Origin of the sequence: Dickeya lacustris, assembly GCF_029635795.1 — a bacterium.
Lineage (GTDB): Bacteria > Pseudomonadota > Gammaproteobacteria > Enterobacterales > Enterobacteriaceae > Dickeya > Dickeya lacustris.
Genome location: NZ_CP114280.1, coordinates 549,616 through 571,329, shown reverse-complemented (window position 1 = coordinate 571,329; position 21,714 = coordinate 549,616). Strand labels below are relative to the sequence as shown.

14 protein-coding genes and 5 pseudogenes are annotated in these 21,714 nt (G+C 60.8%); 13 read left to right on the top strand and 6 right to left on the bottom strand.

From position 1 onward, the window contains the following. Window positions 1-399 precede the first annotated feature (399 nt). The 3 genes from O1Q98_RS02600 to O1Q98_RS02590 all read left to right on the top strand — a co-directional run bounded on the left by O1Q98_RS02600 (window position 400) and on the right by O1Q98_RS02590 (window position 1,873). The gene (locus O1Q98_RS02600; protein WP_278142792.1) at window positions 400-756 is read left to right on the top strand and encodes a DUF6862 domain-containing protein; all 357 of its coding nucleotides are present in this window, start codon (window positions 400-402) and stop codon (window positions 754-756) included. Window positions 757-799: 43 nt separating this feature from the next. Beyond that, entirely contained in the window at window positions 800-1,075 is a 276-nt protein-coding gene (locus O1Q98_RS02595; protein ID WP_278142790.1) for a hypothetical protein, read from the top strand. A gap of 363 nt (window positions 1,076-1,438) precedes the next feature. Beyond that, window positions 1,439-1,873 carry an Imm8 family immunity protein gene (locus O1Q98_RS02590; protein WP_278142788.1) on the top strand — a complete coding sequence of 145 codons (435 nt, stop codon included), beginning with the start codon at window positions 1,439-1,441 and terminating at the stop codon, window positions 1,871-1,873. A 36-nt stretch (window positions 1,874-1,909) separates the two neighbouring features. Here O1Q98_RS02590 and O1Q98_RS02585 read toward each other — a convergent pair whose 3' ends face one another. Together O1Q98_RS02585 and O1Q98_RS02580 are read right to left on the bottom strand one after the other, a co-directional pair. After that, entirely contained in the window at window positions 1,910-2,197 is a 288-nt protein-coding gene (locus O1Q98_RS02585; RefSeq protein ID WP_278142786.1) for a SymE family type I addiction module toxin, read from the bottom strand. A 101-nt stretch (window positions 2,198-2,298) separates the two neighbouring features. Further along, on the bottom strand, window positions 2,299-2,685 hold the full coding sequence (locus O1Q98_RS02580) for a helix-turn-helix transcriptional regulator (protein ID WP_278142784.1): 387 nt from the start codon (window positions 2,683-2,685) through the stop codon (window positions 2,299-2,301). A 109-nt stretch (window positions 2,686-2,794) separates the two neighbouring features. On the opposite strand from O1Q98_RS02580, the pseudogene O1Q98_RS02575 reads away from it, so the two are divergent. The 4 genes and pseudogenes from O1Q98_RS02575 to cdiI all read left to right on the top strand — a co-directional run bounded on the left by O1Q98_RS02575 (window position 2,795) and on the right by cdiI (window position 9,243). Then, window positions 2,795-5,826: pseudogene (locus tag O1Q98_RS02575) on the top strand (CHC2 zinc finger domain-containing protein). Next, complete coding sequence (gene xerC, locus O1Q98_RS02570) at window positions 5,813-6,922, top strand: site-specific tyrosine recombinase XerC (protein ID WP_278142782.1); 1,110 nt, start codon at window positions 5,813-5,815, stop codon at window positions 6,920-6,922. The pseudogene O1Q98_RS02575 and the gene xerC (O1Q98_RS02570) overlap by 14 nt, the downstream one beginning before the upstream one ends. A 944-nt stretch (window positions 6,923-7,866) precedes the next feature. Beyond that, window positions 7,867-8,859, top strand: a complete 993-nt coding sequence (locus tag O1Q98_RS02565; protein ID WP_269975692.1) for a CdiA family toxin C-terminal domain-containing protein — start codon at window positions 7,867-7,869, stop codon at window positions 8,857-8,859. Window positions 8,860-8,877: 18 nt separating this feature from the next. Beyond that, a complete protein-coding gene (gene cdiI / locus O1Q98_RS02560) occupies window positions 8,878-9,243 on the top strand; it encodes a ribonuclease toxin immunity protein CdiI (protein WP_125259659.1) in 366 nt (121 codons plus the stop codon). Window positions 9,244-9,285: 42 nt separating this feature from the next. Here cdiI and O1Q98_RS02555 read toward each other — a convergent pair whose 3' ends face one another. Then, window positions 9,286-9,510, bottom strand: a complete 225-nt coding sequence (locus O1Q98_RS02555) for a SymE family type I addiction module toxin (protein WP_040001166.1) — start codon at window positions 9,508-9,510, stop codon at window positions 9,286-9,288. A gap of 57 nt (window positions 9,511-9,567) precedes the next feature. Further along, window positions 9,568-9,906 (bottom strand): helix-turn-helix domain-containing protein, encoded by a 339-nt coding sequence (locus tag O1Q98_RS02550; RefSeq protein ID WP_050569864.1) that lies wholly within the window; start codon window positions 9,904-9,906, stop codon window positions 9,568-9,570. A gap of 133 nt (window positions 9,907-10,039) precedes the next feature. Between O1Q98_RS02550 and O1Q98_RS02545 the strand changes: the two are divergent. The 4 genes and pseudogenes from O1Q98_RS02545 (at window position 10,040) to O1Q98_RS02530 (ending at window position 16,505) form a co-directional block, all read left to right on the top strand. Further along, a pseudogene (locus O1Q98_RS02545) lies at window positions 10,040-13,283 on the top strand (CHC2 zinc finger domain-containing protein). Then, window positions 13,270-14,378: pseudogene (xerC, locus tag O1Q98_RS02540) on the top strand (site-specific tyrosine recombinase XerC). The pseudogenes O1Q98_RS02545 and xerC (O1Q98_RS02540) overlap by 14 nt, the downstream one beginning before the upstream one ends. Before the next feature lie 916 nt (window positions 14,379-15,294). Then, window positions 15,295-15,804, top strand: a pseudogene (locus O1Q98_RS19755) (VENN motif pre-toxin domain-containing protein); the annotation flags it as partial. A gap of 404 nt (window positions 15,805-16,208) precedes the next feature. Continuing rightward, window positions 16,209-16,505, top strand: coding sequence for a barstar family protein (locus O1Q98_RS02530; protein WP_226053315.1), 297 nt, complete (start codon window positions 16,209-16,211; stop codon window positions 16,503-16,505). Window positions 16,506-16,546: 41 nt separating this feature from the next. Here O1Q98_RS02530 and O1Q98_RS02525 read toward each other — a convergent pair whose 3' ends face one another. Together O1Q98_RS02525 and O1Q98_RS02520 are read right to left on the bottom strand one after the other, a co-directional pair. Beyond that, window positions 16,547-16,771, bottom strand: a complete 225-nt coding sequence (locus O1Q98_RS02525) for a SymE family type I addiction module toxin (protein WP_024106086.1) — start codon at window positions 16,769-16,771, stop codon at window positions 16,547-16,549. A 57-nt stretch (window positions 16,772-16,828) separates the two neighbouring features. Beyond that, a complete protein-coding gene (locus tag O1Q98_RS02520; protein ID WP_050569864.1) occupies window positions 16,829-17,167 on the bottom strand; it encodes a helix-turn-helix domain-containing protein in 339 nt (112 codons plus the stop codon). A 132-nt stretch (window positions 17,168-17,299) separates the two neighbouring features. Here O1Q98_RS02520 and O1Q98_RS02515 point away from each other — a divergent pair, with 132 nt between their 5' ends. Both O1Q98_RS02515 and xerC (O1Q98_RS02510) read left to right on the top strand, forming a co-directional pair. After that, window positions 17,300-20,515, top strand: coding sequence for a CHC2 zinc finger domain-containing protein (locus O1Q98_RS02515; protein ID WP_125261325.1), 3,216 nt, complete (start codon window positions 17,300-17,302; stop codon window positions 20,513-20,515). After that, a pseudogene (gene xerC / locus O1Q98_RS02510) lies at window positions 20,515-21,623 on the top strand (site-specific tyrosine recombinase XerC). The gene O1Q98_RS02515 and the pseudogene xerC (O1Q98_RS02510) overlap by 1 nt, the downstream one beginning before the upstream one ends. The last annotated feature ends 91 nt before the right edge of the window (window positions 21,624-21,714 follow it).

Sequence of the window (21,714 nt, the reverse complement as noted above, 5' to 3'; positions counted from 1 at the left end):
CTTCGCCCCCGCCCCGGTGTGGCGTGGTCATGCAGGTGCCTCTTCACCTTAACCGTCGGAGCCACAGAGCGCCGCAGGGCGTCGCTTGCGGACTCTGTGCCGTCCGCACCGGCAGACCCCGCGCCGGTGCCACAGGCAAGCTGTGGCCCCGTCACGGGTTGCGATGAAACCCCAAACCGAACCCCCAACACCGGATGGCAGCGGCTGCCGCCGCTGCTATGATGCGTGGGGTTGCAGGCGAAAGCCCCGGCAGGGCGGTAGCGTGTCGGGGGCCAAAACCGCGTATCGGGGCGTCGGTGTCCGGGTATCAAAACGCCTCAGGGAAAACCGGCTGTAACCGGCTGACTGCACAGGGAAAAAGTGGGTTCGGCGGCTGACTTCGCAACGGATGACGTTGTTGTGGAGAATAACTATCTGAGCAGCACGGACAAGAGCCGCCAGACGTATCTCAATCACAAAGAAAACCTGACCGAGCAGGAAAAACAGGAGCGTGATGCGCTGAATCGTAAGGATGCGCAAACCAGTAAGGAACTGGTTGCAGCCTGTATGGATGGCAGTGCTTCAGCCTGTAGCGCCGCCCGCCAGGATGCGCTGGAGAAACAGGCGACCTATCAAAATCTGGGCTATCAGAATCCGAAGGAAACGCAGGACGGTTATCAGCAGATACAGCAGTTACTGGTGAGCACCGGCGAGGAAGCGAAACAGACGCGGAACTGTTCAACGGTATGGTTGCGGCGTATATGCGCACCGGGATGAGTGAAGAGGCGGCGAAATCGGCGGTGGGCTACCAGATGGGGCGATGTATATCGCCGGTGGTCTGGCCGGAATCGGAGCGGGTAAAGCGGCGGATGAAGGATTAACGCCGGGAGTGAAACCATCGGCACCGTCAGAAAAACCGGGAGCAGGCAGCACGCAGACAGAAGGTAAACCGTCGAGCGGTGCGGAGAACGTGGCAGCTTCTTCGAGTCTAAAAGATGATTTGGTTCAACAGAACCTGAACAATATTGCGAAGCAGGATCCGAGACTGGCAGAAGTTGTTAAGGTAGCGGTACAACAAACCCGAACTTCTCTGTAGGAATGGGAACTGCGGAGGAGGCGGATAGATTAGGCCAAATATGGGTTGGCGATGGTTCCAGATTGCTTACTGATGGTAAAGGTTGGGTTAGTGCTGAAACCTGGCACAAGGGTATATCGCTTCCCTGCATCCAAGCCAAATACACCGCAAGATTTGAATCCAACTGGTGTACAGGCAAATTTCGAAACGCTGAAAGATGGTAAAAGAGTTAGTAATGGTCACATGGGGATTACTCAGTGAAAGGAATACTTAAAAACTTGGGGTTAACTCAGCGGAGTTTAGCCCTGAAACTTATAAGCCTGAAGAAGGTGATTGTTTTGGCCTGTGGATTAACTTATGTATTGGCCCTGACCGCTCAGGAAGGTGGACAGCGATTATCAGCTACTTATCTGTACTCCTGAATGGCTCTGCAAGCACCGATGGTTGCCGGAACTGATGCGGCACACGTTGCTGGTTCGTAAATACGATATGGATGAGATTAAAAAGACCATCACAGACTATAACGATCAGAGCGAAGGTAACGACTGGATGGAGATCTCACAGAAGATTTTTCCCGCGTCTTTGCCTGGGAATATGAAGATTACCAGCCTTGAGCAAGATCCCGGCCCTGCCGGATTAGTCATTTTTACCAGTCAGCTTTTGAGTTACGCCTTCATCCCCGTCGCCCTTGAACCTGATCGGCGAGGTTGCCCGAAAAAGCTTCAACCACCCGGACAGGAAATGTTTTGTCATTACCGTCATGCCGACGGAATGACAAAACCATCCGGTCAGGGCCACGCCCCGACACCCCCGAGTTAAAACAAAAACCCCGGCGCGGGCCGGGGGTGAGAGTGGTTACTCGGCGAACTTAAGGCCGCCGGGGTAATGCTTGATCCAGTTGGCCGCCGCGTCCGGGTCAAAGGGTTCAATGCTGAGACCTTCCAGACAGTGCCACAGCTCGCGGGTGTTCTGGGTGGTGATGACCATGCGGCCGGGCATGACCCGTATTTTTAACGGCATCCCGTCGGTAAAGCCGGCTTCGGTAAGCCAGGCCCCTTGCAGGGGCACCGCCTGAAAGCGGGCGCGTGCATAGCGTTCGGCTTGGGAAATGCGTTGTATTGCCTTATCATCGCGTACAGCCATAGTAACTACCTCGTTTAGTTGCTTGTGGTTAGCAGGGTTATCGGGTGGCAGCCCGGTAGCTCTGCGCTGGTAAAAATCGACTCTTCTGTAGCAAATCCCTTCTACGACGTCAGTAACTGCGTCATCTTCGAGCGTTTAAGCAGGCTGTCCATCAGGACGATCAGCGCCTGCTTCTCTTCATCCGATAACGAATCCATCTGTGTGACCAGTGCCTGTAAACGCGGGTTGTGGATTTGCGGCGGCGTCATGGGCTCCAGCCCGACCAGTGAATCAAGGCTGGTCTGCAACACCTGTGCAATCCTGACCACGGCGTCAAGCTGGGGAACGGATGCACCGCGTTCCCAGCGGTTATAAACGCGGCGGTCAACTTCCAGCAGCTCGGCCAGTCTGGCCTGCGTCATCTTACGGGCCTCTCTGGCCTCCTTCAGTCGGGCAGCAAACTGTTGCATATCTTCCTCACAGAACCAGCGTGACAGTGATATCTGCATTGTAAGCCTCCCTTTTTAGCTGCTTGACTTATTGACCACATTATAGTCCCTATATTAAAACACTACAATGTCTATTGACAGGTTTTTTACAGGAGGGTGTGATGGGACGATGACACCGGCAGAGCCTGGAGCAACTGAAACGCGGGGTGTCGCTGCGGGCCGTCGCGCAGTCTCAGGGCCATCAACTGAAAAAGCAGGGGGCGGACAGTGTTGTGTGCCGGCTGTCCGTTCCATCAGGAGAACACGCCGTCCTGTGTCATCACGCCGTCGAAGAACCTGTACCACTGCTTCGGCTGCGGGGCGTCGGGGTCGGTGCTGGACTGGCTGCAACACACCGAGCGGCTGACGTATCCGCAAACCCTGCTGCGGTTGCGGGAGCTGGCCGGTAATCCGTCTTTTTTAGCCGCCGCCCCTGTTCCCGCCTCGCCAGCGGTGGCCCGTACCAAACTCGCCGACCTGGATGATGACGGTCAGGCGCTGCTGAATCAGGTTATCCAGTTCTACCACCAGAGCCTGCTGGCGAGCGCGGAGGCGCAGCAGTGGCTGGTCAGTCGCGGTCTGGCTCATCCTGAACTGGTGAGCCACTTCCGGCTGGGGTTCGCCGGTCATCACGGTATCGGCGGCAGCGCGGGGCTGCTGCCGTCTTCGTCGAGTCAGGAAGGAAAGCGGCTGCGTGAGAAACTGGCCGGGCTGGGGGTGCTACGCGCGGCCACGAAGCAGGACCACTTCCGGGGCTGCGTGGTGATGCCGGTTATCGGCTGGTCGGAGTCGGCGAGCGTGGCCCAGCGAGGCCGGGTGATGCAGTTGTACGGTCGTCGGGTGCAGCCGGACCACAAAATCCTCAAAGGCTCGCCGAAGCACCTGTATCTGCCGTCGCCACTGGCCGGGGTGTGGAACGAGGAAGCGCTGAAGGCGTCGTCAGACCTTATCCTGTGCGAGTCGCTGATCGACGCGATGACGTTCTGGTGTGCGGGCTATCGCAACGTGACCACGGCGTACGGGGCCAACGGCTTTACCGCTGACCATCTGGCGGCGTTGCAGTATCACGGCGTGAAGCGGGTGCAGATAGCCTATGACCGGGACGAGGCAGGCGACCGGGGCGCGGCGTCGGTGGCGGCGGACCTGCTGGAGTGCGGTATCGAAGCATGGCGGGTGCGGTTCCCGCCGGGCTGGATGCGAATGCCTATGCACTGAACAGCGGCAACCCGGAAAGCGCGTTAGGGCTGGCACTGGAGCAGTCGGCATGGATGGGCCAGGGCAGCGGGCCGGGGGTGGTGTTCTCCCGTGACATGCCGGTGAGTGGCGAGCGTGAACCTTCTTCCTTAGCCGCCCCGGCGGGCGTACCGGCACCGACGGTGGCGGGCGAGTTAACCCCATCCGGCGACCTGCTGCTGACCCACGGCCCGCGAGTCTGGCGGGTGCGCGGCTGGCAGAAAAACACCGTACAGGAGGTGATGAAGGTGAACGTGCAGGTGCGGGACGAGTCAACCGGCGCGCTGCATGTGGACTCGCTGGACCTGTACAGTTCGCGGCAGCGTCAGGGGGTATGTGAGCGCGGCGGCGGCGGAGCTGGGCTGTGACGCGTCGGTCATCAAGCGCGAGTGCGGCCGGGTGCTGCTGATGCTGGAGCAGCAACAGGAGTGTCAGCGGCAGGCGTCGGAGCAGGCCGACGCGACCGCTGCGGTCACGGTGAGTGCGGAAGACGAGGCGGCGGCACTGGAACTGCTGAAATCCCCCCATCTGGCTGAACGTATCATCAATGACCTCGCGGCCTGCGGGGTGGTGGGGGAAAGTACCAATCTGCTGACCGGGTATCTGGCGGCGACGTCGCGCAAGCTGGATAAACCGCTGGCCGTGCTGATACAGAGCAGTTCGGCGGCGGGGAAATCTTCGCTGATGGACGCGGTGCTGGGGATGATGCCGGAAGAAGAGCGTATCCAGTACAGTGCGATGACCGGGCAGAGCCTGTATTACCTTGGTGAACCCTCGTTACAGCACAAGATACTGGCGATAGCCGAAGAAGAAGGGGTCAGGCAGGCGGCGTATGCGCTCAAGCTGTTGCAGTCGGACGGGGAGCTGAAAATCGCCAGTACCGGCAAGAACGAGCAGAGCGGCGAGCTGGTGACGCGGGAATACAAGGTGCAGGGGCCGGTGATGCTGATGCTGACCACCACGGCCAGCGACGTGGATGAAGAGCTGCTGAACCGTTGCCTTGTTCTCACCGTGAACGAATCCAGAGAGCAGACGCAGGCCATCCACGCGATGCAACGCCACGGTCAGACGCTGGCCGGGCTGCTTCAGTCATCAGAAAAACAGTACCTGACCCGGCTACACCAGAACGCACAGCGGCTGCTGCGCCCGCTGAAGGTGGTGAATCCGTATGCCGACCGGCTGACGTTCCTGAGTGATAAAACCCGCACCCGGCGCGACCATATGAAGTACCTGACGTTAATCCAGGCCATCGCGCTGTTGCATCAATACCTGCGTGAGGTGAAGCGGGTAACGCACCGGGGGCAGGTTATCGAGTATATCGAGGTGGAGAAAAGCGATATCGCGCTGGCCAATCAGCTGGCCCACGAGGTGCTGGGCCGGACGCTGGATGAAATGCCGCCACAGACGAGGAAACTGTTGCTGCTGATACAGGCGATGGTGGGCGAACAGGCGCAGCGTCAGGGCTGCCAGCCCGGTGAGGTGCGGTTCACGCGGCGGGATATCCGGGCATGGACCAACTGGAGCGACAGCCAGCTCAAGAACCACTGTCTGCGGCTGGCTGAAATGGAATACCTGCTGCTGCACGGCGGCAGCCGGGGGCACCTGTTGCAGTATGAGCTGCTGTGGGATGGCAACACCGGCGATGACCCGCACCTGTGCGGGCTGCTGGAGGTGGACGAGCCTGAAGGCAGTGAGCGCAAGTCTGGCCCGGAGGCGGAAAAGTCCGGCTTAAGTCTGCCTCAAGTCCGGGGCAAGTCTGACGTGGAAAAACCGGCGTCAGGCCAGACAAGGCAAGGGTTGACGGCGGATGTGGTCGGGGCCGGGTCAGACGCAGTAAGAAAGGGAACACAAATATCGCCTGTCGTGCCGCTGCCTGCGGTCGGCGATACGCCGGTTGAGAGCGCGGGGGTGACGCATGGCCAACCGTAAACCGCGTGCCGATGCGCTGCTGACGGTGGATGAGGTGTACCGAAAACCCATCGGCCCGGCCAGCGACCCGAAAAGCCTGTACGCGCTGCTGCTGAGGTTCGTGGCATGGCGTCGGGAGCGGAACTGGTCGGAGACGACGCTGAAGACGCAAACCCATCATCAGTACCGGTTCATCCTGTGGGCGGCGGAGCGCGGGCTGCACTATGGCCGGGACATCACCTTACCGATACTGGAGCACTACCAGCGCCATCTGTACCAGTACCGCAAGCCGAACGGGGAGCCACTGAGCACCCGGACGCAGCGCAGCCAGCTGGGGCCACTGGTGGTGTGGTTCGGCTGGATGACGCGGCATCATCTGCTGCTGGCCGACCCGGCGTCGGGTCTGGTGTTGCCGCGACTGGAAAAGCGGCTGCCGCGCCATATCCTGAGCGTGGCGGACGTGGAGCAGGTACTGGCGTTGCCGGACCTGACCACGTTGCAGGGCATCCGCGACCGGGCGCTGATGGAGCTGCTGTGGTCAACCGGGATACGGCGGGGTGAAGTGGCGATGCTGGAGGTGTACAGCGTGGACGCGAGCCGCCATATCGTGACCATCGTGCAGGGCAAGGGGAAGAAAGACCGGGTTATCCCGGTCGGGCAGCGGGCGCTGCGCTGGCTGACGTATTACGTGCAGGCGGTGAGGCCGCAACTGCTGGTGAACCCGCACTGCCCGGCACTGTTCGTGGCCCTGGATGGTGTCGAGGGACTGACGCCGAACGGCATCACCAATCTGGTGAGTCACTACATCAGGGCATCGGGGATAGCGAAATGGGGAAGCTGCCACCTGTTCCGGCACGCGATGGCCACGCAAATGCTGGAGAACGGGGCGGACCTGCGGTGGATACAGGCGATGCTGGGCCATGCGAGCGTGGAGAGCACGCAAATCTACACGCAGGTGAGCATCCGGGCGTTGCAGGCGGTTCATGCCTCGACGCATCCGGCGGAGCAGTCGGACAGTGATGAAACCGGGCTGCTGGCCGACCTGATAGCGGCGGAGCAGCCGGACACCCCGGAGCCGGACGACACGCCCGTGTGGCCGGACAGCCCCAAAAGTTAGCGCTCTCCGGTCGAGTGCGGCGGAGCGGGTTCGGCAGACAGCCCGGCGGGCTGACTGCCGTCAGGCGGCATCGCGGGCGGGGGTAAACGTCCGCCCGGCCCGCGTTGTGCGGCGGTGCTCCGTGTCACCCCGGCGGCTGGCCGGTCAGCCGTTCAACATAATGCGGGGGATTATACGAAGCTCGCCGGGTAACGACAGCGCCCGTTCCCGCTGCGAGGTGCGGCTCGTATCGTATAATCCGCATTATGTCTTGCGCCCCCGCCATCGGCATCGCGGGTGAGGCGCGGCGCGCAAGGCGCTGCCTTCCGCTGTCGGCGGTGGTGTGCGTTCTTCGGCTTCCTGGCCGCCTTGTGTTGCCGGAGACACCGGCGTCAGCATCGAGTCCAGATGTCATCAGGTCTCCCCCCTCGCGTTATCCTCAACATCCACCCCAAAGAAGAAGTCGGCCCGTCGGGCCTCCGCTGAAGGGCTTCATGCCCGCCCGCTGCATCTGTCCGTCACGGCTCGCAGTCGCAGGCTCCTTGCTCGTTCCCGTGCCGGCCAGCCTTCGCCCCCGCCCCGGTGTGGCGTGGTCATGCAGGTGCCTCTTCACCTTAACCGTCGGAGCCACAGAGCGCCGCAGGGCGTCGCTTGCGGACTCTGTGCCGTCCGCACCGGCAGACCCCCGCGCCGGTGCCACAGGCAAGCTGTGGCCCCGTCACGGGTTGCGATGAAACCCCAAACCGAACCCCCAACACCGGATGGCAGCGGCTGCCGCCGCTGCTATGATGCGTGGGTTGCAGGCGAAAGCCCCGGCAGGGCGGTAGCGTGTCGGGGGCCAAAACCGCGTATCGGGGCGTCGGTGTCCGGGTATCAAAACGCCTCAGGGAAAACCGGCTGTAACCGGCTGACTGCACAGGGAAAAAGTGGGTTCGGCGGCTGACTTCGCAACGGATGACGTTGTTGTGGAGAATAACTATCTGAGTGCAACGGAAGCCGCAAAGAAAGCGGTGCTGGAGCGCAGGGAAAAAGACGGGACACTGACAGCGGACGAAGCCAAAGAGCTGGCTGATACCCGCAAACTGGACAAAGACCGTGACCAGGCCATCCACGATATCTGTACGCAGGGCAACAAGTCAGGCGGGGCGTGCTCGGCACTGGTGGCTCAGGCGCAGCAGGCGTTAAACAGTTATGGTGAAAGTGCGGCGAGCTATCGTCTGATTTACAAAGACCTGTACCCGCAGGACGCAGCCAATGTGAGCGCCATCCTGAAAGGGCTGGATGAAGGCAGCATCACCCGCGATGCGGCCATCACCGCCATCGCCAAAGCCACCGGAAAAGGCTGGGATGAGGTGGCATCGCAGTATGATACGGCGATGCAGTTACATGGGATTGTCAGTGCTCTGGCCGGGATGAAAGGAATAGGTTCCGTTGCTGGTGAGACTGCTGTTGTCCGGCTGGCTTCTGGTGAAAAAGTCACTGTGACGACCAAAGGGGACGTAGCAACAGTTACTTATCCTGATGGGATTAGCTTCAGAATTGATCAGCCAAAACATCTGTCAACAGTAGACGGATTCACACAGAAAAATGGAATTTCAGGGGGTCATAATGCTAATGCTTTTTATGATGCAGCTAAGGAATACAATGTAAAAATCGTTAGTGAAACACCAAGTGGAGTGAATGGCATCACCGAAGTGAAGTATCTGATACCTACTAAAGATCGGGCTGGGAACCTTACCGGAGATTACAAAGCAACACCTGAAACAAAGACTATTTATGATCCTAAAATATTCTCCGATCAGAAAATATTAGAACTTGGGCAACAGGCAGCAGCCAATGGCTATAAGGAAGCAATGAGTAGCCCGAATGGAACTGCCAATGTTACCGCTGGCGGTATTAGCTTCAGGATATATGTTGATAAGTCCACAGGGACAGTAAGGAACTTCCATCCGAATTAATTTACTGGGTAAGTTGATATGAATAAAAATTTATTTGAAATGTCAGACGTACATTCAGGGCTAAATGAGGTCATAGTAGGCTATTTTAATATAATGTCTTCTGATAAAGATTTTTTTGAAGTCATTGAATATATTATAAAAAAAATAGGATTTAGTACTGATGGGGCGTATTGTAATTTTCCTGACATGAATAGTTACGATGAGAGTGAGCATTTTGATGGTGTGGAGTTTGCCGTTGGCTATCCTCCCTCTGAAGCAGATACGGTCATTGTTAGCGAAGAAACGTGTTTTAAATATGTTCGTCTGGCTTGTGAAAAATATCTGCAAAAGCATCCTGAAGATGAAGCAAGGATAAAAGCTCTGCTGGAAAAAATGCCACTCTGATACCGATCCCGGCCTTCGCGCCGGGATCGTCATTTTTACCAGTCAGATCCTAATCTCCGCTTCAATCACCAGCCGCCCGCGCTCAACGGTGACGATAACCGGCTGGCCGGTGTTAAAGCCGAGATCTTCCAGCCAGCGGCCCTTCAGCGTGAGTTGCGGCGGCGGGTTGCCCTTCATGCCGTTGGGGGCGTAGCCGACGGTGTAATGCCGTTGGGGTTCTTTTACTTCAGTTGCGCGGGGTTCTGCCTTAGAATCGCGTCCAGCCATAGTAACTACCTCGTTTAGTTGCCAGTGGTGAGCGGTTGGAGCAGGTAGCCGCCTGTTCTAACCGCGCTCAGTAATCTGTTTAGCCTGGTACTTCAGTATCATCCCATCCAGTAACGCCTTGATAATCCGGCGCTCTTCTTCGGGCATCCCGCTGACGGCCTCAAACTGCAACGCCAAATCATCAGACGGGCCACGCTCGTGGTCATCAAACACCAGCCCATCCAGCGAGACACGCAGCACCTTAGCCAGCCGAATCAGGGCGTCTAAGGTGGGTTGCGCCGACCCCGCCTCATAACGGCGTATCTGGTTGACATGAATGGAGGCGCTGTCGGCTAACGCCTGTTGAGTCAGGTCGGCGGCCTTGCGCAGTTGTATCAGACGAGCAGGAAAGTTCATCGGTAAGAACCACAAAGTTGACGTAGCCATACTGTAACCTGTCCCTCTAATACTGTTTGACATATACACAGTATAAGGTATCTAATTAAAACATTAAACGGTTATTGACGGGTTTTTGACAGGAGCAGCGGAAATGGGACGACTGACACCGGCAGAGCTGGAGCAACTGAAACGCGGGGTGTCGCTGCGGGCCGTGGCGCAGTCTCAGGGGCATCGGCTTAAAAAGCAGGGTGCGGACAGTGTTGTGTGCCGGTGCCCGTTCCATCAGGAAAACACGCCGTCCTGCGTCATCACACCGTCAAAAAACCTGTACCACTGCTTCGGCTGCGGGGCGTCGGGGTCGGTGCTGGACTGGCTGCAACACACCGAGCGGCTGACCTACCCGCAAACCCTGTTGCGGCTGCGGGAGCTGGCCGGGACCGCCCCTTCTTTAGCCGCCGTTCCTGTCCCCGCCTCGCCAGCGGTGGCCCGTACCAGACTCGCCGACCTGGATGATGACGGCCAGGCGCTGCTGAATCAGGTTATCCACTTCTACCACCAGAGCCTGCTCGACAGCCCGGAGGCGCAGCAGTGGCTGGTCAGTCGCGGGCTGGATCATCCTGAACTGGTGAGTCACTTCCGGCTGGGGTTCGCCGGTCACCACGGCATCGGCGGCAGCGCGGGGCTGTTGCCGTCCTCGTCGAGCCACGAGGGAAAACGGCTGCGCGAGAAACTGGCCGGGCTGGGGGTGCTGCGGGCGACCACGAAGCAGGACCACTTCCGGGGTTGCGTGGTGATGCCGGTTATCGGCTGGGCAGAGTCGGCAAATGTGGCGCAGCGTGGCCGGGTGATGCAGTTGTACGGGCGGCGGGTGCAGCCGGACCACAAAATCCTCAAAGGCTCGCCGAAGCACCTGTATCTGCCGTCGCCGCTGGCCGGGGTGTGGAACGAGGCAGCGCTGAAGGCGTCGTCGGACCTTATCCTGTGCGAGTCGCTGATCGATGCGATGACGTTCTGGTGTGCCGGGTTCCGCAACGTCACCACGGCCTACGGGGCCAACGGCTTCACTGCTGACCATCTGGCCGCGTTGCAGTACCACGGCGTGAAACGGGTACAGATAGCCTATGACCGTGACGCAGCAGGCGACCGGGGCGCGGAGAGTGTGGCGGCGGAGCTGCTGGAGTGCGGTATCGAGGCGTGGCGGGTGCGGTTCCCGCCGGGGCTGGATGCGAATGCGTATGCGCTGAACAGTGGCAGCCCGGAATCGGCATTAGGGCTGGCACTGGAGCAGGCGGCATGGATGGGCAAAGGCAGCGGGCCGGGGGTGGTGTTCTCCCGTGATATGCCGGTGAGTGGCGAGCGTGAGCCTTCTTCCTTAGCCGCCCCGGCGGGCGTACCGGCGCAGACGGTGGCGGGGGAGTTAACCCCGTCCGGCGACCTGCTGCTGACCCACGGCCCGCGGGTGTGGCGGGTGCGGGGCTGGCAGAAAAACACCGTGGCCGAGGTGATGAAGGTCAACGTGCAGGTGCGGGACGAGAGCACGGGCGCGTTCCATGTAGACAGTCTGGATATGTACAGTTCACGTCATCGTCAGGGGTATATCAGCGCGGCGGCGGCAGAGCTTGAGTGCGAGTCTTCAGTCATCAAGCGCGAGTGCGGGCGGGTGCTGCTCTGGCTTGAGCAGCAACAGGCGCGTCAGCGGCAGGCGGCAGAGCAGGCCGAACGCGCTCCGGCGGTCACAGTCAGCGCACAAGACGAAGCGGACGCACTGGCGTTACTCAAGTCCCCGGACCTTGCCGCCCGTATCGTGGATGACCTGGCCGCCTGCGGGGTGGTGGGGGAACGTACCAATCTGCTGACCGGGTATCTGGCGGCGACGTCGCGCAAGCTGGATAAACCGCTGGCCGTGCTGATACAGAGCAGCTCGGCGGCGGGGAAATCCTCGCTGATGGACGCGGTGCTGGGGATGATGCCGGAAGAAGAGCGTATCCAGTACAGCGCGATGACCGGGCAGAGCCTGTATTACCTCGGCGAGACTTCGTTACAGCACAAGATACTGGCCATCGCGGAAGAAGAAGGGGTCAGGCAGGCAGCGTATGCGCTCAAGCTGTTGCAGTCGGACGGGGAGCTGAAAATCGCCAGTACCGGCAAGAACGAGCAGAGCGGCGAACTGGTGACGCGGGAATACAAGGTACAGGGACCGGTGATGCTGATGCTGACCACCACGGCCAGCGACGTGGATGAAGAGCTGCTGAACCGCTGTCTGGTGTTGACGGTGAACGAGTCACGGGAGCAGACGCAGGCGATACACGCGATGCAGCGCCACGGGCAGACGCTGGCCGGGCTGCTGCAATCCTCAGAAAAGCAGTACCTGACGACGCTGCACCAGAACGCGCAGCGGCTGCTGCGCCCGCTGAAGGTGGTGAATCCGTATGCTGACCGGCTGACGTTCCTGTCGGACAAGACCCGCACCCGGCGCGACCATATGAAGTACCTGACGCTGATACAGGCCATCGCGCTGTTGCACCAGTACCAGCGGGCGGTGAAGCGGGTCGAGCACCGGGGGCAGGTTATCGAGTATATCGAGGTGGAAAAAGGCGATATCGCGCTGGCCAATCAGCTGGCCCACGAGGTGCTGGGCCGGACGCTGGATGAAATGCCGCCGCAGACGCGCAAGCTGCTGGTGTGGCTGAAGGGCTGGGTGCAGGCGCGTGCGCAGGGTCAGGCGGTGAAGGTGGACGAGATACGGTTCACGCGGCGGGAGGTGCGCTCCTCGCTGGGCTGGGGTGACACGCAACTGAAAATCCACCTTGGCAGGCTGCTGGAAATGGAATACCTGCTGCTGGTTCCGGCGCGGTCTGACGTATGAATACGGGCTGCTGTGGGACGGTGACGACAACGGCGGGGCGCACCTGTGCGGGCTGCTGGAGGTGGAAGACGCGACCCCGGAGACAGAAGGCAATGCTGACCGGTCGGGTCTGGATACCGTTCAGTCGGCCCCCGGTCGGGGTGTGGTCGGCAGCCGGTCGGGGCATGAAAAACCGGCGTCATGCCAGACAGGGAAAGGGCTGACAGCGGAACCGGTCGGAGCTGAGTCAGACGCAGTAATCAGGGGGAACCCAGCATCGCCATCTGCGCCGCTGCCTGCGAGTAAAAACGGCGAGGCTGAGGGCAATGCCGACCGGTCGGGGCTGGACGCCGCTCAGTCGGCCCCCGGTCGGGGTGTGGTCGGCAGCCGGTCGGGGCGTGAAAAACCTGCGTCGGGCCAGACGGCACAAGGGCTGACGGCGGAAGCGGTCGGGGCTGAGTCAGAGACAGTAAGAAAGGGAACACAAACATCGCCATCCGCACCGCTGCCTGTGGCCGGGAAAACGGAGGTGACACATGGCCAACCGTAAACCCCGCGCCGATGCGCTGCTGACGGTGGATGACGTGTACCGAAAACCCATCGGCCCGGCCAGCGACCCGAAGAGCCTGTACGCGCTGCTGCTGCGGTTCGTGGCGTGGCGTCGGGAGCGGAACTGGTCGGAGACGACGCTGAAGACGCAAACCCATCATCAGTACCGGTTCATCCTGTGGGCGGCGGAGCGCGGGCTGCACTATGGCCGTGACATCACCTTACCGATACTGGAGCACTACCAGCGCCATCTGTACCAGTACCGCAAGCCGAACGGGGAGCCACTGAGCACCCGGACGCAGCGCAGCCAACTGGGGCCCCTGGTGGTGTGGTTCGGCTGGATGACGCGGCATCATCTGCTGCTGGCCGACCCGGCGTCGGGTCTGGTGTTGCCGCGACTGGAAAAGCGGCTGCCGCGCCATATCCTGAGCGTGGCGGACGTGGAGCAGGTACTGGCGTTGCCGGACCTGACCACGTTGCAGGGCATCCGCGACCGGGCGCTGATGGAGCTGCTGTGGTCAACCGGGATACGGCGGGGTGAAGTGGCGATGCTGGAGGTGTACAGCGTGGACGCGAGCCGCCATATCGTGACCATCGTGCAGGGCAAGGGGAAGAAAGACCGGGTTATCCCGGTCGGGCAGCGGGCGCTGCGCTGGCTGACGTATTACGTGCAGGCGGTGAGGCCGCAACTGCTGGTGAACCCGCACTGCCCGGCACTGTTCGTGGCCCTGGATGGTGTCGAGGGACTGACGCCGAACGGCATCACCAATCTGGTGAGTCACTACATCAGGGCATCGGGGATAGCGAAATGGGGAAGCTGCCACCTGTTCCGGCACGCGATGGCCACGCAAATGCTGGAGAACGGGGCGGACCTGCGGTGATACAGGCGATGCTGGGCCATGCGAGCGTGGAGAGCACGCAAATCTACACGCAGGTGAGCATCCGGGCGTTGCAGGCGGTTCATGCCTCGACGCATCCGGCGGAGCAGTCGGACAGTGATGAAACCGGGCTGCTGGCCGACCTGATGGCGGCGGAGCAGCCGGACACCCCGGAGCCGGACGACACGCCCGTGTGGCCGGACAGCCCCAAAAGTTAGCGCTCTCCGGTTGAGTGCGGCGGGAGCGGGTTCGGCAGACAGCCCGGCGGGCTGACTGCCGTCAGGCGGCATCGCGGGCGGGGGTAAACGTCCGCCCGGCCCGCGTTGTGCGGCGGTGCTCCGTGTCACCCGGCGGCTGGCCGGTCAGCCGTTGGACATAATGCGGGGATTATACGAAGCTCGCCGGGCAAGCCCACGGCTCCTTCACGCCGCGTGGAGCGGCTCGTATCGTATAATCCGCATTATGTCTTGCGCCCGCCATTGGCATCGCGGATGAGGCGCGGCGCGCAAGGCGGCGCCTTCCGCTGTCGGCTCCGGTGTTCCTTCGTCAGCACTCGGTCAACCCCCAAACCCAACCCCCAGAAGAAGTCGGCCCGTCGGCCTCCGCTGAAAGGCATTACCTCGCCCCCCGACCCAGACCCCGCTTCACTGGCTGCGCCCGGCTCGCAGTCGCAGGCTCCTTGCTCGTTCCCGTGCTCGCCATCTCCGCCCCGTGCGGCCCCGCCGGGGCCTCCCGATGGTCACCTGGCGGGTTGTCCGGCGTGGTCATGCAGGTGCCTCTTCTCCTTAACCGTCGGAGTCACAGAGCGCCGCAGGGCGTCGCTTGCGGACTCTGTGCCGTCCGCACCGGCAGAACCCGCGCCGGCGCCACAGGCAAGCTGTGGCCCGTCACGGGTTGCGATGGAACCCCAAACTGAACCCCCAACACCGGATGGCAGCGGCTGCCGCCGCTGCTATGATGCGTGGGTTGCAGGCGAAAGCCCCGGCAGGGCGGTAGCGTGTCGGGGGCCAAAACCGCGTATCGGGGCTTCGGAGTTCGGGTATCGAAACGCTTCAGGGAAAACCGGCTGTAACCGGCTGACTGCACAGGGAAAAAGTGGGTTCGTCGGCTGACTTCGCAACGGATGACGTTGTTGTGGAGAATAACTATCTGAGCAACCAGCAGAAGGCTCAGAAGAAGAAGGAGCTTGAAGAGTGCCAGACCCAAGCTTGCAAAGTGCAGGCTGAGGCGAAGTGGACGGCGATAGATTTAGGGCAGGATGGGAGCTTTGCGGCCGGGATGGTTGCCGGGGTTCCGGCAGGGCTGTATGACACGATCGACGGTATTGTGAAAACGGCAAGCAGCCCAATGGAGACATATGAGGCGCTGAAATCGCTGTTCAACAGCGGTGATGTGCTGGGTAATGTGTCGGATGCGGTGAAACAGTCGTATATAGACCGCATCAACAACATGGAAGCGGAATACCAGAAGGCCGGAGCCAGTGGCTCGTTCAATGCCGGTGTTGAAGGCGGAAAACTGGTTACGGATATAGCGGGTCTGCTTGCCGGTGGTACGGGTGTAGTAAAAGTGACCGCAGGTGTAACGGAGAAGATCGTTGCCAAAGTTGCGGGTAAAGCAGTGGGTAAAGCTGAATCGGCGGCGGCTGGGTTTATAGGTAATGAAGCCCATAACGCAGCAAGCTATGCTGGATTAAAATTGGACTTACAGACTACTCAAGCAGCAAATGATGTTGTGGATAGCTTGCGGACTACCGGAACATTACCATCGAATTATGTAGATAAGGCCCAAGCTGTTGCTAATGGCTGGAAACCTGGGAAAGCATTGAATAATACAAACCCCGGTGGGCAATTAGGCGGTGATATCTTCGAAAATTCAAATAACCTGTTACCGCCTTCACCAGGAAGAGTATGGCGCGAGGCTGATATAGGATTGAATAATACGATGTCGAGAAGCAATCAGCCGGGAACAAGGTTGTTATATTCGAGTGATGGGTTGTTGTATATCACTACTGATCACTATGAAACAGCAACATCAATAGGTAAATGGAAGTGAGTGAACGCGAAATTATTTTAGATGGTTTAAACATATATACCGAATCTGATGTTCATGGTGTTCTATCGGAGAAATTAGATTTTGGTCCCTATTATGGAAGAAATCTTAATGCGCTCTGGGATCGATTAAGCAATGACGTCGAGCGGCCAGTAACGCTGGTATGGACGAACTCAGATACAACCCGACAGCGCTTAGGAGATACGTTTAATCGAATAGTGGAAGTGTTAGAGAGGGTAAGAAAGCAGGATATCGAATTAAACTTCGATGATAAGTTCGATTATATCTTGAAATGATACCGATCCCGGCCATGTGCCGGGATCGTCGTTTTTACCGGTTAGATCCTAAGCTCCGCCTCAATTACCAGTCGCCCGCGCTCCACGGTGACGATAACCGGCTGTCCGGTGTTAAAGCCGAGATCTTCCAGCCAGCGGCCCTTCAGCGTGAGTTGCGGCGGCGGGTTGCCCTTCATGCCATTGGGGGCGTAACCGACGGTGTAATGCCGTTGGGGTTCTTTTACTTCAGTTGCGCGGGGTTCTGACTTAGAATCGCGTCCAGCCATAGTAACTACCTCGTTTAGTTGCCAGTGGTGAGCGGTTGGAGCAGGTAGCCGCCTGTTCTAACCGCGCTCAGTAATCTGTTTAGCCTGGTACTTCAGTATCATCCCATCCAGTAACGCCTTGATAATCCGGCGCTCTTCTTCTGGCATCCCGCTGACGGCCTCAAACTGCAACGCCAAATCATCAGACGGGCCACGCTCGTGGTCATCAAACACCAGCCCATCCAGCGAGACACGCAGCACCTTAGCCAGCCGAATCAGGGCGTCTAAGGTGGGTTGCGCCGACCCCGCCTCATAGCGGCGTATCTGGTTGACATGAATGGAGGCGCTGTCGGCTAACGCCTGTTGAGTCAGGTCGGCGGCCTTGCGCAGTTGTATCAGACGAGCAGGAAAGTTCATCGGTAAGAACCACAAAGTTGACGTAGCCATACTGTAACCTGTCCCTCTAATACTGTTTGACACATACACAGTATAAGGTATCTAATTAAAACATTAAACGGTTATTGACGGGTTTTTACAGGAGCGGCGGAAATGGGACGAATGACACCGGCAGAGCTGGAGCAACTGAAACGCGGGGTGTCGCTGCGGGCCGTGGCGCAGTCTCAGGGGCATAAGCTGAAAAAGCAGGGGGCGGACAGTGTTGTGTGCCGGTGTCCGTTCCATCAGGAGAACACGCCGTCCTGTGTCATCACGCCGTCAAAGAACCTGTACCACTGCTTCGGCTGCGGGGCGTCGGGGTCGGTGCTGGACTGGCTGCAACACACCGAGCGGCTGACCTACCCGCAAACCCTGCTGCGGCTGCGGGAGCTGGCCGGTTCGGCGTCTTTTTTAGCCGCCGTCCCTGTCCCCGCCTCGCCAGCGGTGGCCCGTACCAGACTCGCCGACCTGGATGATGACGGCCAGGCGCTGCTGAATCAGGTTATCCACTTCTACCACCAGAGCCTGCTCGACAGCCCGGAGGCGCAGCAGTGGCTGGCCGGTCGCGGGCTGGCTCATCCCGAGCTGGTGAGTCACTTCCGGCTGGGGTTCGCCGGTCATCACGGTATCGGCGGCAGTGCAGGCGTGTTGCCGTCCTCGTCGAGTCAGGAGGGAAAACGGCTGCGCGAGAAGCTGGCCGGGCTGGGGGTGCTGCGGGCTGCCACCAGACAGGACCACTTCCGGGGCTGCGTGGTGATGCCGGTTATCGGCTGGTCGGAATCGGCGAATGTGGCGCAGCGTGGGCGGGTGATGCAGTTGTACGGGCGTCGGGTGCAGCCGGACCACAAAATCCTCAAAGGCTCGCCGAAGCACCTGTATCTGCCGTCACCGCTGGCCGGGGTGTGGAACGAGGAAGCCCTGAAGGCGTCGTCCGAGGTCATCCTGTGCGAATCGCTTATCGACGCGATGACGTTCTGGTGTGCCGGGTTCCGCAATGTGACCACGGCCTACGGGGCCAGCGGCTTTACCGCCGACCATCTGGCGGCGTTGCAGTACCACGGCGTGAAGCGGGTGCAGATAGCCTATGACCGGGACGAAGCGGGCGACCGGGGCGCGGAGAGCGTGGCGGCGGACCTGCTGGAAGCGGGTATCGAGGCGTGGCGGGTGCGGTTCCCGCCGGGGCTGGATGCGAATGCGTATGCGCTGAAGAGTGGCAACCCGGAATCGGCGTTAGGGCTGGCACTGGAGCAGGCGGCATGGATGGGCCAGGGCAGCGGGCCGGGGGTGGTGTTCTCCCGTGACATGCCATCCGGCGGGGACGATACCGCTTCTTCCTTAGCCGCCCCGGCGGGCGTACCGGCCCCGACGGTGGCAGGCGAGTTAACCCCGTCCGGCGAGCTGCTGCTGACCCACGGCCCGCGCGTGTGGCGGGTGCGGGGCTGGCAGAAAAACACCGTGGCCGAGGTGATGAAGGTCAACGTGCAGGTGCGGGACGAGAGCACGGGCGCGCTGCATGTGGACAGTCTGGACCTGTACAGCGCCCGGCAGCGTCAGGGTTATGTGGCGGCGGCAGCGGCGGAGCTTGAGTGCGAGTCTTCAGTCATCAAACGCGAATGCGGGCGGGTGCTGCTCTGGCTTGAGCAGCAACAGGCGCGTCAGCGGCAGGCGGCAGAGCAGGCCGAACGCGCTCCGGCGGTCACAGTCAGCGCACAAGACGAAGCGGACGCACTGGCGTTACTCAAGTCCCCGGACCTTGCCGCCCGTATCGTGGATGACCTGGCCGCCTGCGGGGTGGTGGGGGAACGTACCAATCTGCTGACCGGGTATCTGGCGGCGACGTCGCGCAAGCTGGATAAACCGCTGGCCGTGCTTATCCAGTCATCAAGCGCTGCCGGGAAAAGCAGCCTGATGGAGGCGGTGCTGGGGATGATGCCGGAAGAAGAGCGTATCCAGTACAGCGCGATGACCGGGCAGAGCCTCTACTATCTGGGTGAAACCTCGTTACAGCACAAGATACTGGCTATCGCGGAAGAAGAAGGGGTGCGGCAGGCGGCGTATGCGCTGAAGTTGTTGCAGTCGGACGGGGAACTGAAAATCGCCAGTACCGGCAAGAACGAGCAGAGCGGCGAACTGGTGACGCGGGAATACAAGGTGCAGGGGCCGGTGATGCTGATGCTGACCACCACGGCCAGCGATGTGGACGAAGAGCTGCTGAACCGCTGTCTGGTTCTCACCGTGAACGAGTCCAGAGAACAGACGCAGGCGATACACGCGATGCAACGCCACGGTCAGACGCTGGCCGGGCTGCTGGCCACGAGTGAGAAAGGCTACCTGACGACACTACACCAGAACGCACAGCGGCTGCTGCGGCCACTGAAGGTGGTGAATCCGTATGCTGACCGGCTGACGTTCCTGAGTGATAAAACCCGTACCCGGCGCGACCACATGAAGTACCTGACCTTAATCCAGGCTATAGCGTTGCTGCACCAGTACCAGCGTGAAGTGAAGCGGGTCGAGCACCGGGGGCAGGTTATCGAGTATATCGAGGTGGAAAAAAGCGATATCGCGCTGGCCAATCAGCTGGCCCACGAGGTGCTGGGCCGGACGCTGGATGAAATGCCGCCGCAGACGCGCAAGCTGCTGGTGTGGCTGAAGGGCTGGGTGCAGGCGCGTGCGCAGGGTCAGGCGGTGAAGGCGGACGAGATACGGTTCACGCGGCGGGAGGTGCGGGCAGCGCTGGGCTGGGGTGATACACAACTAAAAATCCACCTTGGCAGGCTGCTGGAAATGGAATACCTGCTGCTGTTCCGTCGCGGTCTGACGTATGAATACGGGCTGCTGTGGGACGGTGACGACAACGGCGGGGCGCACCTGTGCGGGCTGCTGGAGGTGGACGACGCGGCCCCGGAGACAGAAGGCAATGCCGACCGGTCGGGGCTGGACGCCGTTCAGTCGGCCCCCGGTCGGGGTGTGGTCGGTAGCTGGTCGGGGCGTGAAAAAGCGGTGTCAGGCCAGACAGGACAAGGGCTGACAGCGGAACCGGTCGGAGCTGAGTCAGACGCGGTAATCAAGGGGAAACCCACATTGCCATCTGCGCCGCTGCCTGCGAGTAAAAACGGCGTGGCTGAGGGCAATGCCGACCGGTCGGGGCTGGAGGTCACTCAGTCGGCCCCCGGTCGGGGTGTGGTCGGCAGCTGGTCGGAGCGTGAAAAACCGGCATCAGGCCAGACGGCACAGGGGCTGGATGCCGAACCGGTCGGGGTTGAGTCAGACGCAGTAATCAGGGGGAACGCATCACGTACCGCCGCCCCCGTCGAGGGAGGTGAATAATGGCCAACCGTAAACCCCGTGCCGATGCGCTGCTGACGGTGGATGACGTGTACCGAAAACCCATCGGCCCGGCCAGCGACCCGAAGAGCCTGTACGCGCTGCTGCTGCGGTTCGTGGCGTGGCGTCGGGAGCGGAACTGGTCGGAGACGACGCTGAAGACGCAAACCCATCATCAGTACCGGTTCATCCTGTGGGCGGCGGAGCGCGGGCTGCACTATGGCCGGGACATCACCTTACCGATACTGGAGCACTACCAGCGCCATCTGTACCAGTACCGCAAGCCGAACGGGGAGCCACTGAGCACCCGGACGCAGCGCAGCCAACTGGGGCCACTGGTGGTGTGGTTCGGCTGGATGACGCGGCATCATCTGCTGCTGGCCGACCCGGCGTCGGGTCTGGTGTTGCCGCGACTGGAAAAGCGGCTGCCGCGCCATATCCTGAGCGTGGCGGACGTGGAGCAGGTACTGGCGTTGCCGGACCTGACCACGTTGCAGGGCATCCGCGACCGGGCGCTGATGGAGCTGCTGTGGTCAACCGGGATACGGCGGGGTGAAGTGGCGATGCTGGAGGTGTACAGCGTGGACGCGAGCCGCCATATCGTGACCATCGTGCAGGGCAAGGGGAAGAAAGACCGGGTTATCCCGGTCGGGCAGCGGGCGCTGCGCTGGCTGACGTATTACGTGCAGGCGGTGAGGCCGCAACTGCTGGTGAACCCGCACTGCCCGGCACTGTTCGTGGCCCTGGATGGTGTCGAGGGACTGACGCCGAACGGCATCACCAATCTGGCGAGTCACTACATCAGGGCATCGGGGATAGCGAAATGGGAAGCTGCCACCTGTTCCGGCACGCGATGGCCACGCAAATGCTGGAGAACGGGGCGGACCTGCGGTGGATACAGGCGATGCTGGGCCATGCGAGCGTGGAGAGCACGCAAATCTACACGCAGGTGAGCATCCGGGCGTTGCAGGCGGTTCATGCCTCGACGCATCCGGCGGAGCAGTCGGACAGTGATGAAACCGGGCTGCTGGCCGACCTGATAGCGGCGGAGCAGCCGGACACCCCGGAGCCGGACGACACGCCCGTGTGGCCGGACAGCCCCAAAAGTTAGCGCTCTCCGGTTGAGTGCGGCGGGAGCGGGTTCGGCAGACAGCCCGGCGGGCTGACTGCCGTCAGGCGGCATCGCGGGCGGGGGTAAACGT